Below are 19975 nucleotides of genomic sequence, written 5' to 3'. Positions count from 1 at the left end.
CGAGAGGTTATTGCGCGAGGGGCAGGCGACGGTATAGTTCAATCATATCGGTCGCCAGATCCTGAATGACCATGGCGTTCATCAGATGGTCCTGAGAATGCACGGTGATCAGGTTGACCGGTAGCTTACCGCTGCCTTCATCCAGGCCGATAAGCTGGGTCTGAATTTTATGCGCATGTTTGACGAACTCATGGGACTCGGCCATGGCCTGCTCCGCTGCGGCAAAATCGCCTTTCCGCGCCAGCTGTAGCGCCGTCAGCGCCGCGCTGCGCGCAGAACCCGCGTTAACCAGCAGCTCCATGATGATCGTTTCTAAATCTTCCATCGATTACTCCAGCATCTTAAGGGCTTTATCCAGAACGGCATCACCTTTCATCATGCCGTAGTCCATCATATCGATCACGGCGACCTTTTTGCCGAACGGGTCGGCCAGCGCCTGCAGCTTCGCCTGCTCATATTTCACCTGCGGGCCGAGCAGAATAATGTCGGCGGCGGCCAGATTATCTTTAAACTCGGCGACCGGTACGGCCTTGATTGAGACCTCAACACCTTTCTTCTGCGCGGCATCTTGCATACGCTGAACCAGCATGCTGGTAGACATACCGGCGGCACAGCACAAAACGATATTCTTCATAGTCAGTGGCCCTTGTGTTCCGTGATGTCTTATGTTTATCGCGGCCCTGGCGATGCGACAACCGCTTTACCGTGATTGTGTGTAAGTCATCACACAAAAATTGAAACCGGTTTCATTTTTGCCGGAAAAAATAAAAAAGCCCACCGAAGTGGGCGGTTGCGGCGCTAAAGCCCTAGGCGCGCAGGATACGGTTTTTACCCTGCTGTTTGGCTTTGTACAGCGCTTCATCGACGCTCACCACCAGTTTATCCAGCGGCTCCATGTTCCATTCCCCCAGCCCGGCGCTGAAGGTGACTGTCAGGCCATCTTCGCGCCAGGTGCGCCGTTCGACGTTTACCCGCCATGTTTCCAGCAGCGTGCGGGCGTTATCAATATGTTCGGCAGGAAAGACCACCGCGAACTCTTCACCACCATAGCGATAGAGGGATATCTCCAGCGGCTGGAGGACCTGCAGCCCTTCGCGGGCGACGTTACGCAGAACGATATCGCCGTTGAGGTGACCCCAGGTGTCGTTGATCGATTTAAAGTTATCGATATCGACCAGCGCGAGGGCGAACGGCTGATGATCGTTCATCAGCGCGGCAATATCGCTGTCGAAGGCGCGGCGGTTCTTGCAGCCGGTGAGCGCGTCAATGGTCGCCTGGCGGACGTAGGTCAGTTCGCGCTGCTTATTGGTTTCAATGGCTTTACTCAGCATCGCCTCGAGGCGTGGGGCGCGTTTGACGTCGCCGGTTTTAATCGCATTGATGATATTCATCAGCACGGTGCGGGAGGCATGACGCAGATAAAGGCCGAACAGGATGATGATGATCGCCGCGAGGGCGAAACCGCCGATCACTAAATTGGTTTCATGGCGCGTCAGATTAACCAGGGTAGTGTTATCGACACGGAAAATCACAAACCAGTCGGGATTGGTAAAGGAGTAATAGTAATACCAGGTGTCGCTCCCGGGATCGTAAAGCTGCCCCTCGCCGCTGGTCATTTTATCCATCAGCTCATTACTGACGAAGGGTTTAAACAGCGCGCCAGGGTCGGAGTGCAGGACCACTTTGCCATCACGCTGCACCACAAAAAACTCGCCCTGTACGGGGGCCACCATCTGGCGCAGCGCGAACCCCATGGAGGTGAGATCGAGATGAAAGGCCAGGCTGCCCTTGAGTTTCCCCTCCGGGGTGATGATGGGTTTGAAAATGGTAATCGTCGGATGGTGGGTAAAAAAATCCATATATGGGCTGGTGTAGTGGCTGAAGGTGCTGGCTTCCGCCTGTTTGATAAACCAGGGTCGCGTTCTGGGATCGAAAGCCTGACTGTCTTCATTTTCCAGCACCTCCGGGGCGCGCAGATAGTGGCCCTCGGTATCCGCCAGCGAGATGGATGAGACGCTCGGCATCATGTTCTGTAACTGCATCAGCGTCGTTAACCCTTTCTCCGGTTCCACATTGACTGCGCGATTCAGTTCGTCATTGCGGGCAAAGAAGGCGACCGCGCGCCCAAGGATAAAATCATTTTCCCGCAGCAGGGTTTCCGTGTAGTTGATCGCCAGGTTGTGGGTAAAGTTGCGGTTAATGTCGTGATAATCTTCAAGAAAATCTTTTCGCTGCGCCAGGGTGACAAAAATAGCGATCAGCATAAAACTGAGCAAGATGCCGGCAAACCCCACGACGATCGGCGTCGTGAAAGAGAGCTTTCTGTTGTGTAGAGCCATGAATCGTTAATCGTCCCGGATGTATAAACCATGGGTCCGAACGCAGGTTGCGACTGCGACGCCTGCCGATCGAATCAGTTAACTATTGCTCAATTATAACTCTGAGGCCTTCATGTATCGTGATTTATATTCGGCGACAATGAACAGGCCCTCGATCAGCGCGGAGAGGCAGGGCGAAAATGAGGAAGAAAAGGTTCGCCCTGGTCAGCGTCCGCTGCTGACCCGGGCAGAATAGAAAAAGGGCGCCTGGCGGGCCAGCCTCCGTTTTTCATCTCTCGTGCAGGCGCGCAAAAATATCAGGCGCTTACACTGTACATCATGAGGTTTGCGAGGCGCGTCCCAGCCAGCTGTCCCAGTCTTTCCACACCGGCTGCAGGCCGCGGGCAGCCAGCGCGCTGGCGACTTCTTCAGGCCGACGGTCATCGTGCGGCGCGAACTGCTCAAGCTCCGGATGGTCGTCGGCGTAACCCCCGGGCTGGGTTTTGGAGAAGGCGCTGACGTTATTGATCGCCAGCGGGATCACCCGGTCGCGGAACCAGGGGGACTCGCGGGTGGATAGCGATAGCTCAACCTCCGGCGCCAGCAGGCGGAAGGCGCAGATGGTCTGCACCAGCTGACGCTCATCCATTAGCGAGGCCGGTTCAATGCCGCCGGCGCAGGGACGCAGACGCGGGAAGGAGACCGAATAGCGGCTGCGCCAGTAGCGTTGCTGCAGCCATAACAGGTGCTCAGCGACCATAAAGCAGTCCACCCGCCAGCTGTCGGAAAGGCCGATCAGCGCGCCAAGGCCGATCTTATCGATCCCCGCCTCGCCCAGGCGATCCGGCGTATCCAGCCGCCAGAAGAAATCCTGCTTTTTCCCTTTCAGGTGGTGCTGAGCGTACATGCTTTCGTGATAGGTCTCCTGATAGACCATCACCCCGTCGAGCCCCAGGGTTTTCAGCTCGGCATACTCGTCGGTCGCCAGCGGCTGCACCTCCATATGCAGCGAGGCAAACTGGCTGCGGATTGCCGGCAGGTGCTGGCGGAAATAATCCATTCCCACCTTGCCCTGATGCTCACCGGTCACCAGCAGCAGATGCTCAAAGCCCAGGTCGCGGATCGCGGCGCACTCGCGGGCAATCTCGGCAGCATCCAGCGTCTTGCGCTTAATGCGGTTGCTCATCGAGAAGCCGCAGTAGGTGCAGTCGTTGGCGCACAGGTTGGAAAGATACAGCGGCACGTAGAAGCTGACGGTATTGCCGAAGCGCTGACGGGTAAGCCGCTGCGCGCGCTGGGCCAGAGGTTCAAGATACCCGGCCGCCGCCGGCGAAAGCAGGGCCATCATGTCGTCGCGGGTCAGCTGTTTGGCCGCCAGCGCCCGTTCGACATCGGCGGCGGTTTTACCGTTGATGCGCAGGCGGATGTCGTCCCACTCCAGCTGCCGCCAGCGATCGCTGAAGGTTTTCATGCCAGCGCCTCCAGGAATCCGGTGAGCGGGCTGGTGGCCTGCGCCTGCGCGCTGCGCGCCCCCGGTCCGGCCTGACGGGCCAGCAAGCCGGCCTCGACCGCCATACGGAAAGCGTGGGCCATGGCCACGGGATCGTCGGCGACGGCAATAGCGGTATTGACCAGCACCGCGTCCGCGCCCATTTCCAGCGCCTGCGCCGCATGGCTTGGGACGCCGATGCCGGCGTCGACCACCACCGGCACCGTCGCCTGCTCGATAATAATCTCCAGCATGGCTTTGGTTTCCAGCCCCTGATTGGAGCCGATCGGCGCTCCCAGGGGCATCACCGCCGCGCAGCCAGCCTCTTCCAGCCGTTTACACAGCACCGGGTCGGCGCCGCAGTAGGGCAGCACCACGAACCCTTCGCGGACCAGCAGCTCCGCCGCTTTCAGGGTTTCAATCGGGTCGGGCAGCAGCCAGCGGGCGTCCGGGTGGATCTCCAGTTTCAGCCAGTGGGTGCCCAAGGCTTCCCGTGCCAGGTGGGCGGCAAATACCGCCTCTTCCGCTGTCTTGGCGCCCGAGGTATTCGGCAGCAGGCTGACTCCCGCCGCCAGCAGCGGGGCGAGGATGGCGTCATTGTGCTGACGTAAATCGACGCGCTTCATCGCCAGGGTGACCAGCTGGCTGCCCGAGGCGCGAATCGCCTCAACCATCACCTCCGGGGCGGCGAATTTGCCGGTACCGGTGAAAAGATGGGATTCAAATGTTTTGTCTGCAATACGTAACATGTCAGCCTCCAGCGATAACCTGAAAAAGCAGGACTCGATCGCCTTCCTGCAAGAGATGATCTTCCCACCGGTCGCGCGGCAGAATGTGTTGATTGAGCGCCAGCGCGACGCCCGGCTGCAGCTGTTCGAGCTGGGTCAGCAGGGCGCTGACGCTGAGATGGTCGGCGCACGCCAGCGGCTCGTCGTTAAACCAGATCTGCATGCCGCCCTCCGCAAATCGGGCAGCCCCGGGAACGCTGTAGCGCCAGGTTACGCCAGTTGCTGGTGCGGGCGTCGAACAGCCGCAGAGTGTTGCGCGGCGTCGTCATGCCGCTGAGCAGCTTGATGGCTTCCAGCGCCTGCAGCGTGCCCATCATGCCGACCACCGGGCCGACGATCCCCGCGGTGCGGCAGTTGCGCTGCGGTTCGTCGCTATCCGGCCACAGGCAGCGATAGCAACCCTGCGTCCAGGGGGGGGTGAGCACCATCAGCTGACCGCCGAAGCCGACGGCGCTGGCGGTCACTAAAGGGATGTCGAGGGCCACGCAGGCGGCATTGATCGCCTGGCGGGTGACCATGTTATCGGTACAGTCCAGCACCACGTCCGCTTTCGCCACCTCGGCGCGCAGCGCCTCGCCGCTTAATCGCTGCTGGAGCGCAACCAGTTTGATCTGCGGATTTAGCTGGCTGAGCCGCGTCTTTGCCGCCGCGGCTTTTGGCCGATCGATATCCGCGCTGGTGAACAGGATCTGTCGCTGCAGATTGCTGAGATGCACGGCGTCGTCATCGGCCAGGGTCAGCGTCCCGACGCCAGCCCCGGCCAGATAGAGCGCCGCCGGGGAGCCCAGCCCGCCAAGGCCGATAATCAGCACCCGGCTGGCTAACAGCTTCTGCTGCCCCTCGATGGCGATATCCTCCAGCAGCAGCTGACGGCTATAGCGCATAAAGTCGTGATCATTCATCGCCCGCTCCCGCCAGCGCCAGCAGCTGGTCGGTCGCTGCCCGCCAGTCCGCCGCCTGGGTGATGGCGCTGACCACTGCGATACTGCCGACGCCGGTCGCCAGCACCGCCGGGGCCTTTTCAAGGCTAATTCCGCCGATCGCCACGGTGGGGTAATCCGCCAGGCGTTGGATATGTCTGGCAAGCTGATCGAGCCCCTGCGGCGCGGAGGGCATCTGTTTGGTTTGCGTCGGGAAGACGTGACCCAGGGCGATGTAAGAGGGGCGCGCCGCCAGGGCGACATCAATCTCCATATCGTCATGGGTGGAGACGCCCAGACGTAGCCCGGCTTGGCGGATGGCGCTCAGATCGGTGGTTTCCAGATCTTCTTGTCCGAGATGCACGCCGTAGGCCTGGTGCTTGATCGCCAGTCGCCAGTAATCGTTAATGAACAGCCGGGCGTGATAGCGGCGGCCAAGGGCGATGGCGGCGATGACGTCATCCTCCACCTCGCTGTCGCGTCGGTCTTTGATGCGTAACTGAAGAGTACGTACCCCGGCTTTGAGCAGGCGCTCAATCCACGCCACGCTGTCCACTACCGGGTAGAGTCCGAGACGAAACGGGACGGGTGGAAAATCAGGCTGATACATCAGACTTCCTCCTGTTTCAGGTAGATTTCGCCGCCGCGGGCGCGGAAGTGATGCGACATATCGGCCATGCCGGCGTCGATGGCCTGTCTGGCGGCGTAATCGCGGACTTCCTGAGTGATCTTCATTGAGCAGAATTTCGGACCGCACATGGAGCAGAAGTGGGCAACTTTGCCGGATTCCTGCGGCAGGGTTTCATCGTGATAGGCCCGGGCGGTAAACGGATCCAGCGCGAGGTTAAACTGGTCTTCCCAGCGGAATTCAAAGCGCGCCTTCGACATGGCGTTATCGCGGATCTGCGCCCCGGGGTGACCTTTCGCCAGGTCGGCGGCGTGGGCGGCGATTTTGTAGGTAATCAACCCCTGCTTCACATCCTCTTTGTTGGGCAGGCCGAGATGCTCTTTTGGCGTGACATAGCACAGCATGGCGCAGCCGAACCAGCCGATCATCGCCGCGCCGATGCCGGAGGTGAAATGGTCGTAGCCCGGCGCAATGTCGGTGGTGAGCGGCCCGAGGGTGTAGAACGGCGCTTCGTGGCAGTGCTCCAGCTCCTCGGTCATATTGCGGCGGATCATCTGCATCGGCACGTGGCCGGGGCCCTCGATCATCACCTGCACGTCATACTCCCAGGCGATTTTCGTCAGCTCGCCGAGGGTGCGCAGCTCGGAGAACTGCGCTTCGTCGTTGGCATCCTGAATGGAGCCGGGGCGCAGGCCATCGCCCAGCGACAGCGACACGTCATAGGCGGCGCAGATTTCGCAGATTTCGCGGAAATGCTGGTAGAGAAAGTTTTCCTGATGGTGCGACAGGCACCATTTGGCCATGATTGAGCCGCCGCGCGAAACGATGCCGGTCAGACGCTTCGCGGTCATCGGGACGTAGCGCAGCAGTACGCCGGCGTGAATGGTGAAGTAGTCGACGCCCTGTTCGGCCTGTTCCAGCAGGGTATCGCGGAAGGCTTCCCAGGTGAGATTCTCGGCGATGCCGTTGACTTTCTCCAGCGCCTGGTAAATCGGTACGGTGCCGATCGGTACCGGACTGTTTCGCAGGATCCACTCGCGGGTTTCGTGGATATAGCGGCCGGTGGAGAGATCCATCACCGTATCGGCGCCCCAGCGGGTGGACCAGACCAGCTTCTCGACCTCTTCTTCGATGGAGGAGGTCACCGCCGAGTTGCCGATATTAGCATTCACTTTTACCAGGAAGTTGCGGCCGATAATCATCGGCTCAGACTCCGGGTGGTTGATATTGGCCGGGATGATGGCGCGCCCGGCGGCAACTTCATCACGGACGAACTCAGGGGTAATGTTTTCCGGCAGGCGGGCGCCGAAGCCTTCGCCGGCATGCTGCTGGCGCAGAACTTCGCTGCGAATACGTTCGCGGCCCATGTTTTCGCGAATGGCAATGAACTCCATCTCCGGGGTGACGATCCCCTGGCGGGCGTAGTGCAGTTGGGTAACACATTTGCCGGCAACGGCGCGTTTTGGCTTCAGCTGGCTATTGAAGCGCAGCTCATCAAGGCCGTCATCGGCCAGCCGCGCTTTGGTATAGGCCGAGCTGCGTTCGCTGAGCGGGGCGCAGTCATTGCGCGCGTCGATCCACGGCTGGCGCAGCCTGGCAAGCCCCTGGCGGACATTAATGCCAATATCCGGGTCGCCATAAGGTCCGGAGGTGTCATACACCGGGATCGGTTCGTTGGCTTCGTACTGTGGGTTATCGTTATCGCCGCCGACGAGGGTTGGGCTGAGCTGGATTTCACGCATTGGGACGCGGATATCCGCTTGTGAACCTTGAATGTAGATACGGCGCGAATTAGGGAAAGCAGCGCCTTCCAGCGTATCGATAAATCGCTGCGCGTGCTCGCGTAGCTCACGACGGGTCAGTTTGGTAGTAGACATAGCGCATTCCAGATGAAAAGGACATGGCTTGTCAGACGACGGATGGAGTAACAGATGCGATCGGCCCTGACGGACTGACGCGAACAGCAGTTTACTCTTGTTCCCTTCGCAGGTATTAGCCTGATCAGGTTCCGCGGATCCCGAATTAACGGTCTCAGCCTTTTCCACGTTAGCCTTCACATGGAAAATAAGCACTCCGACAAGATGACATCCCCTCCGGAGAGGGGGAATGAAGGTAAACTACTCGTTAATTGCGCACAACTCAAGCGGTCGGGGCAATATTATCGCGCACCTCATCGTTCAGATGATGGGCGACGGCGAGGGCGATCAGTTTATCTTCCAGGGCGAAACGCGCTTCCAGCGACTCGCCGATATCCGACAGCGCCTGCTGAAATTCAAGGTAGTTATCATGATCAATGGCGTTTTCGAGGCAGGTATCGTAGTAGTCCATCATCTGCTGGGTATTGGCTTCCAGCTGCGGGTAAAGCCGGGTGGCGGCTAAAAGTGGGGTATCGCCTTCCATTTCGCCAATAATGCGTTCATAAATACTAAAATGACCGGACGAGAGGTAATCCACCAGACTTTGGCAAAAGTCATCCAGCGCCTTTTCGTTTAGCCGCATAAACGACTCTTTGCCCGGTTTCAGGCCAACCAGATTGTAGTAAGCCACGAGCAGATGCTTACGCACTTGTAGCCAGCGATCGACCAGTTCATTACTACCGCCAACGCGCTCCGTCAGATTTTCCAGCTGGTTTAGCATGATTGACTCCGCTAGTTTTGATTTAAATCTGCTCACCAAAAATGTAAATATAATGTTAACAACATGCCAGTGAAGCAAAGGTAGTGCAATAGATATGGATCGTATTATTGAAAAATTAGATCGCGGCTGGTGGGTTGTCAGTCACGAACAAAAATTATGGTTGCCAGGTGGAGAATTACCACATGGCGAAGCGGTTAATTTCGATCTTGTCGGCCAGCATGCGCTGCATATCGGCGAATGGCAGGGCGATCCGGTGTGGATGGTGCGCCAGGATCGCCGCCATGACATGGGATCGTTACGCCAGGTGCTGGATCAGGATCCGGGACTCTTTCAGCTGGCGGGACGGGGGATCCAGCTCGCCGAATTTTATCGATCGCATAAATTTTGCGGCTACTGCGGTCACCCGATGCATGCCAGTAAAAGCGAATGGGCGATGCTGTGCAGCCACTGTCGTGAACGTTACTACCCGCAAATTGCCCCGTGCATTATCGTCGCTATCCGTCGCGACGATGCGATCCTGCTGGCGCAACATACCCGACATCGCAATGGGGTACACACCGTGCTGGCCGGGTTCGTCGAGGTCGGCGAAACCCTCGAGCAGGCCGTTGCCCGTGAGGTGATGGAGGAGAGCGGTATCCGGGTGAAAAATCTGCGCTACGTGACTTCTCAACCGTGGCCGTTCCCGCAGTCGCTGATGACTGCCTTTATGGCGGATTACGCGGAGGGCGATATCGTGGTGGATAAAAAAGAGTTACTCAGCGCGGACTGGTACCGCTATGACGATCTGCCGCTTCTGCCGCCGCCGGGGACGGTGGCGCGCCGGCTTATCGAAGATACCGTCGCGATGTGTCGGGCAGAGTTCGAGTGACATGTTACACTGGGCGTATCAACGCTAAAGGAATGTAAAAATGACCGAACTGAAGAACGATCGTTACCTGCGCGCGCTGCTGCGTCAGCCGGTTGATGTCACCCCGGTGTGGATGATGCGCCAGGCGGGCCGCTATTTACCGGAGTACAAAGCCACCCGTGCGCAAGCGGGCGACTTTATGTCGCTGTGTAAAAATGCCGAGCTGGCCTGCGAAGTGACGCTCCAGCCGCTGCGTCGTTACCCGCTGGACGCGGCGATCCTCTTTTCGGACATCCTGACCATCCCGGACGCCATGGGGCTGGGGCTGTACTTTGAGGCAGGCGAAGGCCCGCGCTTCACCTCGCCGGTGAAAAGCAAAGCCGACGTCGACAAGCTGCCAGTCCCGGATCCCGAGCAGGAACTGGGTTACGTGATGAATGCCGTGCGCACCATTCGCCGCGAACTGAAAGGCGAAGTGCCGCTGATCGGTTTTTCCGGTAGCCCATGGACGCTGGCGACCTACATGGTGGAAGGCGGCAGCAGCAAGGCTTTCACCGTCATCAAAAAGATGATGTACGCCGACCCGCAGGCGCTGCACGCGCTGCTGGATAAGCTGGCGAAGAGCGTCACCCTGTATCTCAACGCGCAGATCAAAGCCGGCGCGCAGTCGGTGATGATTTTTGACACCTGGGGCGGGGTGCTGACCGGCCGCGACTACCAGCAGTTCTCCCTCTACTACATGCATAAAATCGTCGATGGCCTGCTGCGGGAAAACGAAGGCCGCCGCGTGCCGGTGACGCTGTTCACCAAAGGCGGCGGTCAGTGGCTGGAAGCGATGGCGGAGACCGGCTGTGACGCGCTGGGTCTCGACTGGACCACCGATATTGCCGATGCCCGTCGTCGCGTGGGCAACAAAGTCGCGCTGCAGGGCAATATGGATCCGTCCATGCTCTATGCGCCCGCCGCGCGTATTGAAGAAGAAGTCGCGACCATCCTCGCCGGCTTTGGTCAGGGGGAAGGCCACGTCTTTAACCTCGGCCACGGCATCCATCAGGACGTTGATCCTGAGCATGCGGGCGTCTTTGTTGAAGCGGTGCATCGTCTTTCCGCACCCTATCACCAGTAGGAGATCAGCCATATGGATTTAGCCGCACTCCGTATCCAACAGCAACAGTTAGCCGCGTCGGTAGAGCGGGCGGATCGACTGGATCGCGACCCGCCAGTATTGATCGGCGGTGCGGATGTCGGGTTTGAGCAGGAAGGGGAAGTCACCCGAGCTGCGATGGTGCTGCTGACCTGGCCTGAACTGGAGCTGGTGGAGTATCAGGTGGCGCGCGTCGCCACCTCCATGCCCTATATTCCCGGCTTTCTCTCGTTTCGCGAAACGCCTGCGCTGCTGGCGGCGTGGGAGCAGCTTTCGCAAAAACCGGACCTGTTGTTTGTTGACGGGCACGGTATTTCCCATCCCCGGCGGCTGGGCGTCGCCAGCCATTTTGGCCTGATGATCGACGTGCCGACCATCGGGGTGGCGAAAAAACGGCTGTGTGGAAAAATCGGCGAACTGGGTGATGCCCCCGGCGCGCTGGCCCCGCTGATGGATAAAAATGAGCAACTGGCCTGGGTCTGGCGCAGTAAAGTCCGCTGCAACCCGCTGTTTATTAGCACCGGCCACCGGGTGGGCATGGACAGCGCCTTAATGTGGGTCGAACGCTGCATGCGAGGCTATCGTCTGCCCGAGCCGACGCGCTGGGCTGATGCGGTGGCGTCCCGTCGTCCGTCATTTGTGCGTTGGCAAGCAAATCACAGCTGATTCAGGTACACTGCGCCTAATTTCTGACTTCGAGAATTCATCATGTTACAAAACCCGATTCACCTGCGCCTGGAGAAGCTGGAAAGCTGGCAGCATGTCACTTTTATGGCCTGCCTGTGCGAGCGTATGTACCCCAACTACGCGATGTTCTGCAAGCAAACCGAGTTTGGCGACGGCCAGCTGTACCGTCGTATCCTGGATCTGATCTGGGAAACGCTGACGGTCAAAGATGCGAAGGTGAATTTCGACAGTCAGCTGGAGAAACTGGAAGAGGCGATCCCGGCGGCAGATGATTTCGACCTGTACGGTGTTTATCCGGCCATAGACGCCTGCGTGGCGTTGAGCGAACTGATCCATTCCCGTCTGAGCGGCGAAACGCTCGAGCACGCGATCGAGGTGAGCAAAACCTCCATCACCACCGTGGCGATGCTGGAAATGACCCAGGAAGGCCGCGAAATGACCGACGAAGAGCTGAAAGCGAACCCGGCGGTAGAGCAGGAATGGGACATTCAGTGGGAAATTTTCCGCCTGCTGGCTGACTGCGAAGAGCGTGACCTTGAGCTGATAAAAGGCCTGCGCGCGGACCTGCGTGAGGCCGGCGAGAGCAATATTGGTATAAATTTTCAGCAGTGAGACCAGAAAACGTGATTTACCGCCTGAATTGTAGCGTCTGAAGGCTTCCATTCCGCCCCCCGTCTGGTCTACATTTGGAGGGCGAAAAAAAGTGGCTATCGGTGCGTGTATGCAGGAGGGTGCTTTTTTGGCATTTCCGTCGCACTCGATGCTTAGCAAGCGATAAACACATTGTAAGGATAACTTATGAACAAGACTCAACTGATTGATGTAATTGCGGACAAAGCTGACCTGTCCAAAGCACAGGCTAAAGCTGCCCTGGAATCTACCCTGGCTGCAATTACTGAGTCTCTGAAAGAAGGTGATGCTGTTCAACTGGTTGGTTTCGGTACCTTCAAAGTGAACCACCGCGCTGAGCGTACTGGCCGCAACCCGCAGACCGGTAAAGAGATCAAAATCGCTGCAGCTAACGTGCCGGCATTTGTTTCTGGCAAAGCACTGAAAGACGCAGTTAAGTAAGACCGCGTGGCAGTGAACAGTTTTATCGAAGGGGCTATTAAGCCCCTTTTGTCTGTCTGGCGCCGGCCTCTGGCGCTGGCGGGCATCCTGTTGCTAACTGCCTGCAGCCATAACGCGTCGCTACCACCGTTTACCGCCAGCGGTTATGCGGACAACCAGGGGGCGATGCGTATCTGGCGTAAAGATTCTGGCGATGAAGTCCATCTTCTCGCCGCCTTCAGCCCGTGGCGTCATGGGGACACCTCGACCAGCGAATATCGCTGGCAGGGCGATCAGCTGACGCTTATTGAACTCAATGTCTACGGCAAGCCGCCGGAACATATTCGCGCCCGCTTTGACGCGCAGGGCGATCTGAGCTTTATGCAGCGGGAAGTTGACGGGCAGAAGCAGCAGCTCTCCAGCGACCAGGTCGCGCTGTACCGTTATCGCGCCGAGCAGATCCGCCAGACCAGCGATGCCCTCCGTCAGGGTCGGGTCGTCCTGCGTCAGGGGCGCTGGAACGCCGCCGCGCATACCGTCCTGACCTGCGAAGGGCAGACGGTGACGCCCGACCTCGATAGTCGGGCGCTGGCGCACATTGAACGCCGCCAGAGCCACGCTTCCGCCGCGGTGAGCATTGCCTGGCTTGAGGCGCCGGAAGGCTCTCAACTGCTGCTGGTGGCCAATGAAAACTTCTGCACCTGGCAGCCGACGGAAAAAAGCTTCTAACCTTTACCAGTGATTCATGCCCATATGACCGCCGCCGCTACCGCGACAGCCGCCATATCCCATGCCTGCGCCGCGGGGAACGCCTGCCTCAGCCAGCGCGAGATCAAATTTCACCCGCTGCTGATCCAGCTTCTGGCGTAAGCCTTCCATCTCCTGAGCGACGGCTTCAATCTTGCCGCTGTCCGGCTTTTGCGCCGTGAGCAGCGCATTGTACTCATAGCGTTTGGACTGCAGCTGCTGGCGAAGGGCGCTGGTTTGCGCATAGTAGTCGTTATGCAGCTTTTGCGCGGTAGCCTGCTGCTCCTGGGTCAGCTGGCTGTAGCCCTGGTTGCCCATCCCGTTATTGTTGCCCCAGTGGTGGTTGGCCCAGGCCGCGTTGCTGCCGAAGGTCAGCGCGGCAAGGGTGACGAGGGCGAGAGATAAGTTACGGTTCCGTTTCATGGCATTTTCTCCTGTGTGGTTTCTCCCGGTATTGCATCTTCCATGCCAGCCTGAAGAAGCCCGTCCGAACAGGTCTGCCGAGGCCGTGGCAGAGAAGGCGAGTAAAAATGACCCGTTCCGCCCGGGACCGGCGAGTCATTTTTACTCGCTAAAGCGCAGGCGATATGTTTGAGAGCAGGTTTGGCCGTGCGGAAACATGGCATGATTTCTGCTGAAAGATCCTGCTGATAGCGAAAAGGAGATGACAAGGACTCGCCGATGAAGATCAAACCTTTTTCACGGGACGCTGCCGCTGGCGTGCTGAGCTGGCTGCTGACCGGTACGGTGGTGCTGCTGGTGGTGCTGTTCTCCGCGATGATCGTCCGCGATCACGGTCGTGAGACGACCGCCGCCCGACACACTATTGAGGAGAAGGGGAGCGTACTGATCCGCGCGCTGGAGTCCGGCACGCGCGTCGGCATGGGAATGCGGATGCATCACGCGCAGCTGCAGGCCCTGCTGGAAGAGATGGCCTGGCAGCCGGGCGTCCTGTGGTTCGCGGTGACTGATGACAATGGCACCATCATCGCTCACAGCGATCCGCAGCAGGTGGGCCAAACGCTCTACAGCCCCGCGCAGATGCGTGCGCTGGCGGTTGGCGAACAGGCGCGCTGGCGGCGGCTTAGCGAGCCGCAGCCGGCCATGGAGGTCTATCGCCAGTTTCGCCCGCTCAATCCGGCCCGCGGCCACCATAGGGGCATGATGAATCGCGGCGACAGCGCCCTGGCTCAAGCCACCGCCCCGCAGGTGATTTTTATCGCCTTTGATAGCCGTGAGCTGGATGCCGCGCAGGCCCGCGGGCAGCGGAATATGGTCATCATGCTGGGCGCCGCCGCGCTGGTGACAGCGGCAACGATCCTCGCCCAGTTCTGGTTCCGCCGCTATCGTCGCTCGCGGAAACAACTGCTGGAGGCGATGGCCCGCAAAGAGAAACTGGTGGCGCTTGGCCATCTGGCGGCGGGCGTGGCGCATGAGATCCGCAATCCACTCTCGTCGATTAAAGGGCTGGCGAAATATTTTGCCGAGCGCACGCCGCCGGGCGGCGAGTCGCATCAGTTAGCGCGGGTGATGGCCAAAGAGGCCGACCGCCTGAACCGGGTGGTCAGCGAACTGCTGGAGCTGGTCCGGCCCGCGCATTTAAATTATCAGCCGGTGGATATCAACGCGCTTATCCACCACTCATTACAGCTGGTCAGCCAGGATGCGCAGAGTCGCGGGATCGCGCTGCAATTCACTCCGCGCCCGGAGCTCTCCACGATCAACGCCGATGCCGACCGCCTGAACCAGGTGCTGTTGAACCTGTACCTGAACGCGATGCAGGCGATTGGCCGTGACGGCGTCATTCGCGTATCGGCAAGCGAAGCTGACCGTCAGCGGATGAAAATCGTCGTCGCAGATAGCGGTAAAGGGATGACTGCCGAAGAGCTGCAGGCCATCTTCACCCCCTATTTCACCACCAAAGCGGACGGCACCGGGCTGGGGCTGGCGGTGGTGCAGAATATTATCGAACAACATGGCGGGACGATCCGCGCCGAAAGTCAGCCGGGGGCTGGAGCGATATTTACGCTTTGGCTACCGATTGATGCTCAACGGAGGGAAGATGAGCAGCGATAAGGTACAGATTCTGGTTGTCGATGATGACATCAGCCACTGCACGATCCTGCAGGCGCTACTGCACGGCTGGGGCTATCAGGTGGCATTAGCCCACAACGGCCTGCAGGCGCTGGGGCTGATCCATCAGCAGGTCTTCGACCTGGTGCTGTGCGATATTCGCATGGCGGAGATGGACGGTATCGCGACGTTAAAAGAGATTAAAGCCTATAACCCGGCGATCCCGGTGCTGATCATGACGGCGTTCTCCAGCGTCGATACGGCGGTGGAGGCCATCAAGTCCGGGGCGCTGGATTATCTGATTAAACCGCTGGATTTTGACACGTTACAGCAAACGTTAGTCCAGGCGCTGGCACACACCCGGCATAGCGAGGGCGAACACCCCGCCGCAGCGAGTTCGCGTTGGGGCATGATAGGCGACAGCCCGGCGATGCAGGCGCTTCTTAATAATATTACGCTGGTAGCCCCTTCGGATGCGACGGTGCTGATCTATGGAGAGTCGGGAACCGGTAAGGAACTGGTGGCGCGCGCCATCCACGCCTGCAGCGGGCGCGGTGATAAGCCGCTGGTGACGCTCAACTGCGCGGCGCTGAATGAGTCGCTACTGGAGTCGGAACTCTTCGGCCATGAAAAAGGGGCGTTTACCGGCGCGGATCGGCGACGTGAAGGGCGCTTTGTCGAAGCGGATGGCGGCACGCTATTCCTCGATGAAATTGGCGATATCTCGCCATTGATGCAGGTCCGGCTGCTGCGGGCGATTCAGGAGCGGGAGGTGCAGCGGGTCGGCAGCAACCAGACGCTTGCCGTTGATGTGCGGCTGATCGCCGCCACCCACCGCAACCTCGCGGAAGAGGTAAGCGCCGGGCGTTTTCGCCAGGATCTCTATTACCGCCTGAACGTCGTGACTATTGAGATGCCGCCTCTGCGCCGGCGCCGGGAAGATATTCCGCCGCTGGCGCAGCACTTTCTCAAACGCTATGCCGAACGCAATCGTAAGGCGGTAAAGGGGTTCACGCCACAGGCGATGGATCTGCTGATCCACTACTCCTGGCCGGGCAACATTCGCGAGCTGGAAAACGCGGTGGAGCGGGCGGTGGTGCTACTGACCGGGGACTATATCTCCGGGCGGGAATTGCCGCTGGCGATCGCGGGTACGCCGCTGCCGTCAGGCGGGAGCGAGGAGGGGCTGATTCAGCCGCTAGTGGAAGTCGAAAAAGAGGTGATTCTGGCGGCGCTGGAAAAAACGGGCGGCAACAAAACCGAAGCCGCCCGTCAGTTAGGCATTACGCGGAAAACGCTGTTGGCGAAACTTAGCCGTTAGCCTTTTCGCGCTCAATGGCGCGCCAGCCGATATCGTTTCGGCTAAAGCTGCCATCCCAGCGAATATCGGTCAGCAGCTGATAGGCGCGCTGCTGCGCCTGCGCTACGGTATCGCCCAGGGCGGTGACGCACAGTACGCGCCCGCCGTTGGTGACCACGCGCTGGTCGTCAGACAGTTTCGTGCCGGCGTGGAAGACTTTACCGTCTGCCGCTTCCTGCTGCGGTAGGCCATGGATCTCATCGCCCGTGTTGTAGTTGCCCGGATAGCCGCCGGCGGCAACCACTACCCCCAGCGATGCGCGGTCATCCCACTCGGAGGTTTTCTCATCCAGCTTGCCGGCGCAGGCGGCGAGGCACAGCTCTACCAGGTCAGATTTCATGCGCAGCATGATCGGCTGGGTTTCCGGATCGCCAAAGCGGCAGTTGAACTCAATGACCTTTGGGTTGCCCTGCTTGTCGATCATCAGACCGGCATACAGGAAACCGGTATAGGTGTTGCCTTCCGCGGCCATGCCCTTCACGGTTGGCCAGATAATCCGCTCCATGGTGCGCTGATGGACTTCATCAGTCACGACCGGCGCCGGAGAATAAGCGCCCATCCCACCGGTGTTCGGGCCGGTATCGCCGTTGCCGACGCGTTTGTGATCCTGGCTGGTGGCCATCGGCAGGACGTGCTCGCCGTCGACCATCACAATGAAGCTGGCCTCTTCGCCATCGAGGAACTCTTCAATGACGATGCGGTGTCCGGCGTCGCCAAAGGCGTTACCGGCCAGCATGTCTTTGACCGCCGCTTCGGCTTCCTCAAGGGTCATCGCCACGATAACGCCTTTACCCGCCGCCAGACCGTCGGCTTTGATGACGATCGGCGCGCCTTTCTCGCGCAGGTAAGCCAGCGCTGGCTCGACCTCGGTGAAGTTCTGATATTCCGCCGTCGGGATATGATGACGCGCGAGGAAATCTTTGGTGAAGGCTTTTGAGCCTTCCAGCTGCGCGGCGCCTTCGGTTGGCCCAAAGATGGCGAGCCCGGCGGCACGAAACGCGTCAACCACGCCAATGACCAGCGGCGCTTCCGGACCAACGATGGTCAGGTCGATATTTTCATCCTGAGCGAAGCGCAGCAGCGCCGGAATATCGGTGACGCCGATGGCGACGTTTTGCAGCGACGGCTCCAGCGCGGTACCTGCGTTGCCCGGCGCAACGTAGACGGTATCAACCAGCGGCGATTGGGCCGCTTTCCAGGCCAGGGCGTGTTCACGCCCGCCGTTGCCGATTACTAATACTTTCATCTGCAGCTCCATGAATTAATGGCGGAAGTGGCGCATATCGGTGAAGATCATGGCGATGCCGTGTTCGTCAGCGGCGGCAATCACTTCGTCGTCGCGGATAGAGCCGCCCGGCTGGATAACGCAGGTGATGCCGACCGCAGCTGCGGCGTCAATCCCGTCGCGGAACGGGAAGAAGGCATCGGAGGCCATGGCGGAGCCTTTCACTTCAAGACCTTCGTCACCGGCTTTAATCCCGGCAATTTTCGCCGAGTAGACGCGGCTCATCTGGCCGGCGCCTATGCCGATGGTCATATTGTCTTTGGCATACACGATGGCGTTGGATTTGACGAATTTCGCCACTTTCCAGCAGAACAGCGCATCGCGCAGCTCTTGCTCGCTCGGCTGACGTTTACTGACCACGCGCAGTTCGCCTGCGGTGACCATACCGAGATCGCGGTCCTGAACCAGCAGGCCGCCGTTGACACGTTTGAAATCGAGACCGGCAACGCGCGCTTCCCACTGACCGCAGGTCAGTACGCGGACGTTCTGCTTCGCGGCAGTGATTTTCAGCGCTTCTTCGCTGGCGGACGGGGCGATGATCACCTCGACAAACTGGCGAGAGATGATCGCCTGCGCGGTGTCGGCATCCAGCTCGCGGTTGAAGGCGATGATGCCGCCGAACGCGGAGGTCGGGTCGGTTTTGTATGCGCGATCGTAGGCGTCAAGGATCGAGTCGCTGACGGCAACGCCGCACGGGTTAGCGTGCTTAACGATCACGCAGGCCGGTTCGTTGAACTCTTTCACGCACTCCAGCGCCGCATCGGTATCGGCAATATTGTTATAGGAGAGCGCTTTACCCTGCAGCTGGGTAGCGGTTGCCACGGAAGCTTCTTTGACATTCTCTTCTATATAGAAGGCAGCCTGCTGGTGGCTGTTTTCGCCGTAGCGCATATCCTGCTTCTTAATGAAGTTCAGATTCAGGGTGCGTGGGAAGCGGCCAGCGGCTTCTTTGCTTTCGCCGTGATAGGCCGGAACCATGCTGCCGAAGTAGTTGGCGATCATGCTGTCGTACGCGGCGGTGTGTTCGAAGGCTTTAATGGCGAGGTCGAAGCGGGTGTCCAGCGTCAGGGAGCCTTCGTTGGCGTCCATTTCATTAATGATGGCGGTGTAGTCGCTGCTCTTCACCACGATGGCGACATCTTTGTGGTTCTTCGCCGCGGAGCGGACCATGGTTGGGCCGCCGATATCGATGTTTTCCACCGCGTCTTCCAGCGAGCAGCCTTCACGAGCGACGGTTTGGGCAAACGGATAGAGGTTAACGACCACCATATCGATAGGCGCGATACCGTGCTGCTGCATGATGCCATCATCCTGACCGCGACGACCGAGGATGCCGCCGTGTACTTTCGGATGCAGGGTCTTCACGCGTCCATCCATCATTTCCGGGAAACCGGTGTAGTCAGAGACTTCGGTTACCGGCAGGCCTTTATCTGCCAGCAGGCGGGCGGTGCCGCCGGTGGACAGCAGCTCGACACCACGAGCGGAAAGCGCCTGCGCGAATTCGACGATACCGGCCTTGTCAGAAACACTGAGCAGAGCGCGGCGGACTGGACGACGTTGTTGCATGGTATTAAATCCCCAGGATTTGAACATTACAGAGAGCGTTAGGTGAATTTTTGCCTAAAAACTCACCTAACGCACCCAACCGGGCATCCGTGTCATAGCGCGGCATTGTAACGAAAACGTTTGCGCAACGCTCGCGAATTTTTATCTTTCTCTTTAGGCCGATGGTTCTCCTTCTATATAGCTGCCGATCCGCGGGGCGTTCGGTCATGTTTTGACGCTCTCCTGTGGATAATTCTGTGTGTAAAGAGGTATAAAGCGGGGTTTTGCTGGGGAATGCAGCAGTCAGTCATTTTTCTGCCATTTTTCTATTGCGGGCGCTCGAGAACTCCCTATAATGCGCCTCCATCGACACGGCGGATGTGAATCACTTCACACAAACAGCCGGTTCGGTTGAAGAGAAAAATCCTGAAAAACGGGTTGACTCTGAAAGAGGAAA

Annotated in this window: 21 protein-coding genes and 1 riboswitch; of the genes, 8 read left to right on the top strand and 13 right to left on the bottom strand. The window is 59.2% G+C overall.

Translation table 11 applies throughout. The features are described from left to right. Positions 1-7: 7 nt before the first annotated feature. The 10 genes from ACLH1U_RS24620 to ACLH1U_RS24575 all read right to left on the bottom strand — a co-directional run bounded on the left by ACLH1U_RS24620 (position 8) and on the right by ACLH1U_RS24575 (position 8780). A complete protein-coding gene (locus tag ACLH1U_RS24620) occupies positions 8-325 on the bottom strand; it encodes a PTS lactose/cellobiose transporter subunit IIA (protein ID WP_004206755.1) in 318 nt (105 codons plus the stop codon). A 3-nt stretch (positions 326-328) separates the two neighbouring features. Continuing rightward, positions 329-634, bottom strand: coding sequence for a PTS sugar transporter subunit IIB (locus ACLH1U_RS24615; protein ID WP_002884150.1), 306 nt, complete (start codon positions 632-634; stop codon positions 329-331). Between the two features lie 172 nt (positions 635-806). Continuing rightward, positions 807-2339: a sensor domain-containing diguanylate cyclase gene (locus ACLH1U_RS24610; protein WP_017901111.1), complete on the bottom strand. Its 1533-nt coding sequence runs from the start codon at positions 2337-2339 to the stop codon at positions 807-809. Between the two features lie 316 nt (positions 2340-2655). Further along, on the bottom strand, positions 2656-3789 hold the full coding sequence (gene thiH, locus ACLH1U_RS24605) for a 2-iminoacetate synthase ThiH (RefSeq protein WP_023291594.1): 1134 nt from the start codon (positions 3787-3789) through the stop codon (positions 2656-2658). Next, positions 3786-4556 (bottom strand): thiazole synthase, encoded by a 771-nt coding sequence (gene thiG / locus ACLH1U_RS24600; protein ID WP_117133248.1) that lies wholly within the window; start codon positions 4554-4556, stop codon positions 3786-3788. Before thiG ends, thiH begins: the two co-directional genes overlap by 4 nt. Before the next feature lies 1 nt (position 4557). Continuing rightward, positions 4558-4758, bottom strand: a complete 201-nt coding sequence (gene thiS / locus ACLH1U_RS24595; protein WP_017901114.1) for a sulfur carrier protein ThiS — start codon at positions 4756-4758, stop codon at positions 4558-4560. Next, positions 4742-5497 carry a thiazole biosynthesis adenylyltransferase ThiF gene (gene thiF, locus ACLH1U_RS24590; protein WP_023291595.1) on the bottom strand — a complete coding sequence of 252 codons (756 nt, stop codon included), beginning with the start codon at positions 5495-5497 and terminating at the stop codon, positions 4742-4744. The genes thiS and thiF overlap by 17 nt, the downstream gene beginning before the upstream one ends. Further along, a complete protein-coding gene (gene thiE, locus ACLH1U_RS24585; protein ID WP_087849435.1) occupies positions 5490-6125 on the bottom strand; it encodes a thiamine phosphate synthase in 636 nt (211 codons plus the stop codon). Before thiE ends, thiF begins: the two co-directional genes overlap by 8 nt. Then, positions 6125-8020: a phosphomethylpyrimidine synthase ThiC gene (gene thiC, locus ACLH1U_RS24580; protein WP_023291597.1), complete on the bottom strand. Its 1896-nt coding sequence runs from the start codon at positions 8018-8020 to the stop codon at positions 6125-6127. The genes thiE and thiC overlap by 1 nt, the downstream gene beginning before the upstream one ends. Before the next feature lie 84 nt (positions 8021-8104). Continuing rightward, a riboswitch (TPP riboswitch) is annotated at positions 8105-8229 on the bottom strand. A gap of 53 nt (positions 8230-8282) precedes the next feature. Continuing rightward, positions 8283-8780, bottom strand: a complete 498-nt coding sequence (locus ACLH1U_RS24575) for an Rsd/AlgQ family anti-sigma factor (protein ID WP_023291598.1) — start codon at positions 8778-8780, stop codon at positions 8283-8285. Between the two features lie 94 nt (positions 8781-8874). On the opposite strand from ACLH1U_RS24575, the gene nudC reads away from it, so the two are divergent. The 6 genes from nudC (at position 8875) to ACLH1U_RS24545 (ending at position 13237) form a co-directional block, all read left to right on the top strand. Beyond that, entirely contained in the window at positions 8875-9648 is a 774-nt protein-coding gene (gene nudC / locus ACLH1U_RS24570; RefSeq protein ID WP_023291599.1) for an NAD(+) diphosphatase, read from the top strand. Between the two features lie 40 nt (positions 9649-9688). Next, positions 9689-10753: a uroporphyrinogen decarboxylase gene (gene hemE, locus ACLH1U_RS24565; RefSeq protein ID WP_023291600.1), complete on the top strand. Its 1065-nt coding sequence runs from the start codon at positions 9689-9691 to the stop codon at positions 10751-10753. A 12-nt stretch (positions 10754-10765) separates the two neighbouring features. Beyond that, the gene (nfi, locus tag ACLH1U_RS24560) at positions 10766-11437 is read left to right on the top strand and encodes a deoxyribonuclease V (protein ID WP_023291601.1); all 672 of its coding nucleotides are present in this window, start codon (positions 10766-10768) and stop codon (positions 11435-11437) included. Positions 11438-11479: 42 nt separating this feature from the next. Further along, positions 11480-12070, top strand: coding sequence for a YjaG family protein (locus tag ACLH1U_RS24555; protein ID WP_004206742.1), 591 nt, complete (start codon positions 11480-11482; stop codon positions 12068-12070). A 186-nt stretch (positions 12071-12256) separates the two neighbouring features. Next, entirely contained in the window at positions 12257-12529 is a 273-nt protein-coding gene (hupA, locus tag ACLH1U_RS24550; RefSeq protein ID WP_002884342.1) for a nucleoid-associated protein HU-alpha, read from the top strand. Positions 12530-12541: 12 nt separating this feature from the next. Beyond that, positions 12542-13237: a DUF1481 domain-containing protein gene (locus tag ACLH1U_RS24545; protein WP_023319466.1), complete on the top strand. Its 696-nt coding sequence runs from the start codon at positions 12542-12544 to the stop codon at positions 13235-13237. A 3-nt stretch (positions 13238-13240) separates the two neighbouring features. Here the strand turns inward: ACLH1U_RS24545 and zraP are convergent, their stop codons facing one another. Continuing rightward, on the bottom strand, positions 13241-13678 hold the full coding sequence (zraP, locus tag ACLH1U_RS24540; protein WP_064155756.1) for a zinc resistance sensor/chaperone ZraP: 438 nt from the start codon (positions 13676-13678) through the stop codon (positions 13241-13243). 258 nt (positions 13679-13936) lie between these two features. On the opposite strand from zraP, the gene zraS reads away from it, so the two are divergent. Both zraS and zraR read left to right on the top strand, forming a co-directional pair. Continuing rightward, positions 13937-15331 (top strand): two-component system sensor histidine kinase ZraS, encoded by a 1395-nt coding sequence (gene zraS / locus ACLH1U_RS24535; protein WP_411299506.1) that lies wholly within the window; start codon positions 13937-13939, stop codon positions 15329-15331. Continuing rightward, entirely contained in the window at positions 15318-16649 is a 1332-nt protein-coding gene (zraR, locus tag ACLH1U_RS24530) for a sigma-54-dependent response regulator transcription factor ZraR (protein WP_085551932.1), read from the top strand. The genes zraS and zraR overlap by 14 nt, the downstream gene beginning before the upstream one ends. On the opposite strand, the gene purD is transcribed toward zraR, so the two are convergent. Next, positions 16639-17934, bottom strand: a complete 1296-nt coding sequence (gene purD, locus ACLH1U_RS24525) for a phosphoribosylamine--glycine ligase (RefSeq protein ID WP_043523029.1) — start codon at positions 17932-17934, stop codon at positions 16639-16641. The two genes, zraR and purD, sit on opposite strands and share 11 nt — an antisense overlap. A gap of 15 nt (positions 17935-17949) precedes the next feature. Beyond that, entirely contained in the window at positions 17950-19539 is a 1590-nt protein-coding gene (gene purH, locus ACLH1U_RS24520) for a bifunctional phosphoribosylaminoimidazolecarboxamide formyltransferase/IMP cyclohydrolase (RefSeq protein WP_023291607.1), read from the bottom strand. Positions 19540-19975 lie beyond the last annotated feature (436 nt).

Origin of the sequence: Klebsiella sp. 1SOBk5mer (assembly GCF_046603115.1) — a bacterium.
Lineage (GTDB): Bacteria > Pseudomonadota > Gammaproteobacteria > Enterobacterales > Enterobacteriaceae > Klebsiella > Klebsiella quasipneumoniae.
This window is presented reverse-complemented; position numbering and strand designations above follow the sequence as displayed.

Excerpts from the sequence above, each read along its gene's own strand:
- thiH (WP_023291594.1), bottom strand. The coding sequence starts at position 3,789 with ATGAAAACCTTCAGCGATCGCTGGCGGCAGCTGGAGTGGGACGACATC.
- purH (WP_023291607.1), bottom strand. The coding sequence starts at position 19,539 with ATGCAACAACGTCGTCCAGTCCGCCGCGCTCTGCTCAGTGTTTCTGAC.
- zraS (WP_411299506.1), top strand. The coding sequence starts at position 13,937 with ATGAAGATCAAACCTTTTTCACGGGACGCTGCCGCTGGCGTGCTGAGC.
- ACLH1U_RS24555 (WP_004206742.1), top strand. The coding sequence starts at position 11,480 with ATGTTACAAAACCCGATTCACCTGCGCCTGGAGAAGCTGGAAAGCTGG.
- zraR (WP_085551932.1), top strand. The coding sequence starts at position 15,318 with ATGAGCAGCGATAAGGTACAGATTCTGGTTGTCGATGATGACATCAGC.
- ACLH1U_RS24615 (WP_002884150.1), bottom strand. The coding sequence starts at position 634 with ATGAAGAATATCGTTTTGTGCTGTGCCGCCGGTATGTCTACCAGCATG.
- hupA (WP_002884342.1), top strand. The coding sequence starts at position 12,257 with ATGAACAAGACTCAACTGATTGATGTAATTGCGGACAAAGCTGACCTG.
- ACLH1U_RS24610 (WP_017901111.1), bottom strand. The coding sequence starts at position 2,339 with ATGGCTCTACACAACAGAAAGCTCTCTTTCACGACGCCGATCGTCGTG.
- ACLH1U_RS24620 (WP_004206755.1), bottom strand. The coding sequence starts at position 325 with ATGGAAGATTTAGAAACGATCATCATGGAGCTGCTGGTTAACGCGGGT.
- thiS (WP_017901114.1), bottom strand. The coding sequence starts at position 4,758 with ATGCAGATCTGGTTTAACGACGAGCCGCTGGCGTGCGCCGACCATCTC.
- nudC (WP_023291599.1), top strand. The coding sequence starts at position 8,875 with ATGGATCGTATTATTGAAAAATTAGATCGCGGCTGGTGGGTTGTCAGT.
- purD (WP_043523029.1), bottom strand. The coding sequence starts at position 17,934 with ATGAAAGTATTAGTAATCGGCAACGGCGGGCGTGAACACGCCCTGGCC.
- nfi (WP_023291601.1), top strand. The coding sequence starts at position 10,766 with ATGGATTTAGCCGCACTCCGTATCCAACAGCAACAGTTAGCCGCGTCG.
- thiF (WP_023291595.1), bottom strand. The coding sequence starts at position 5,497 with ATGAATGATCACGACTTTATGCGCTATAGCCGTCAGCTGCTGCTGGAG.
- ACLH1U_RS24575 (WP_023291598.1), bottom strand. The coding sequence starts at position 8,780 with ATGCTAAACCAGCTGGAAAATCTGACGGAGCGCGTTGGCGGTAGTAAT.
- thiG (WP_117133248.1), bottom strand. The coding sequence starts at position 4,556 with ATGTTACGTATTGCAGACAAAACATTTGAATCCCATCTTTTCACCGGT.
- thiE (WP_087849435.1), bottom strand. The coding sequence starts at position 6,125 with ATGTATCAGCCTGATTTTCCACCCGTCCCGTTTCGTCTCGGACTCTAC.
- thiC (WP_023291597.1), bottom strand. The coding sequence starts at position 8,020 with ATGTCTACTACCAAACTGACCCGTCGTGAGCTACGCGAGCACGCGCAG.
- zraP (WP_064155756.1), bottom strand. The coding sequence starts at position 13,678 with ATGAAACGGAACCGTAACTTATCTCTCGCCCTCGTCACCCTTGCCGCG.
- hemE (WP_023291600.1), top strand. The coding sequence starts at position 9,689 with ATGACCGAACTGAAGAACGATCGTTACCTGCGCGCGCTGCTGCGTCAG.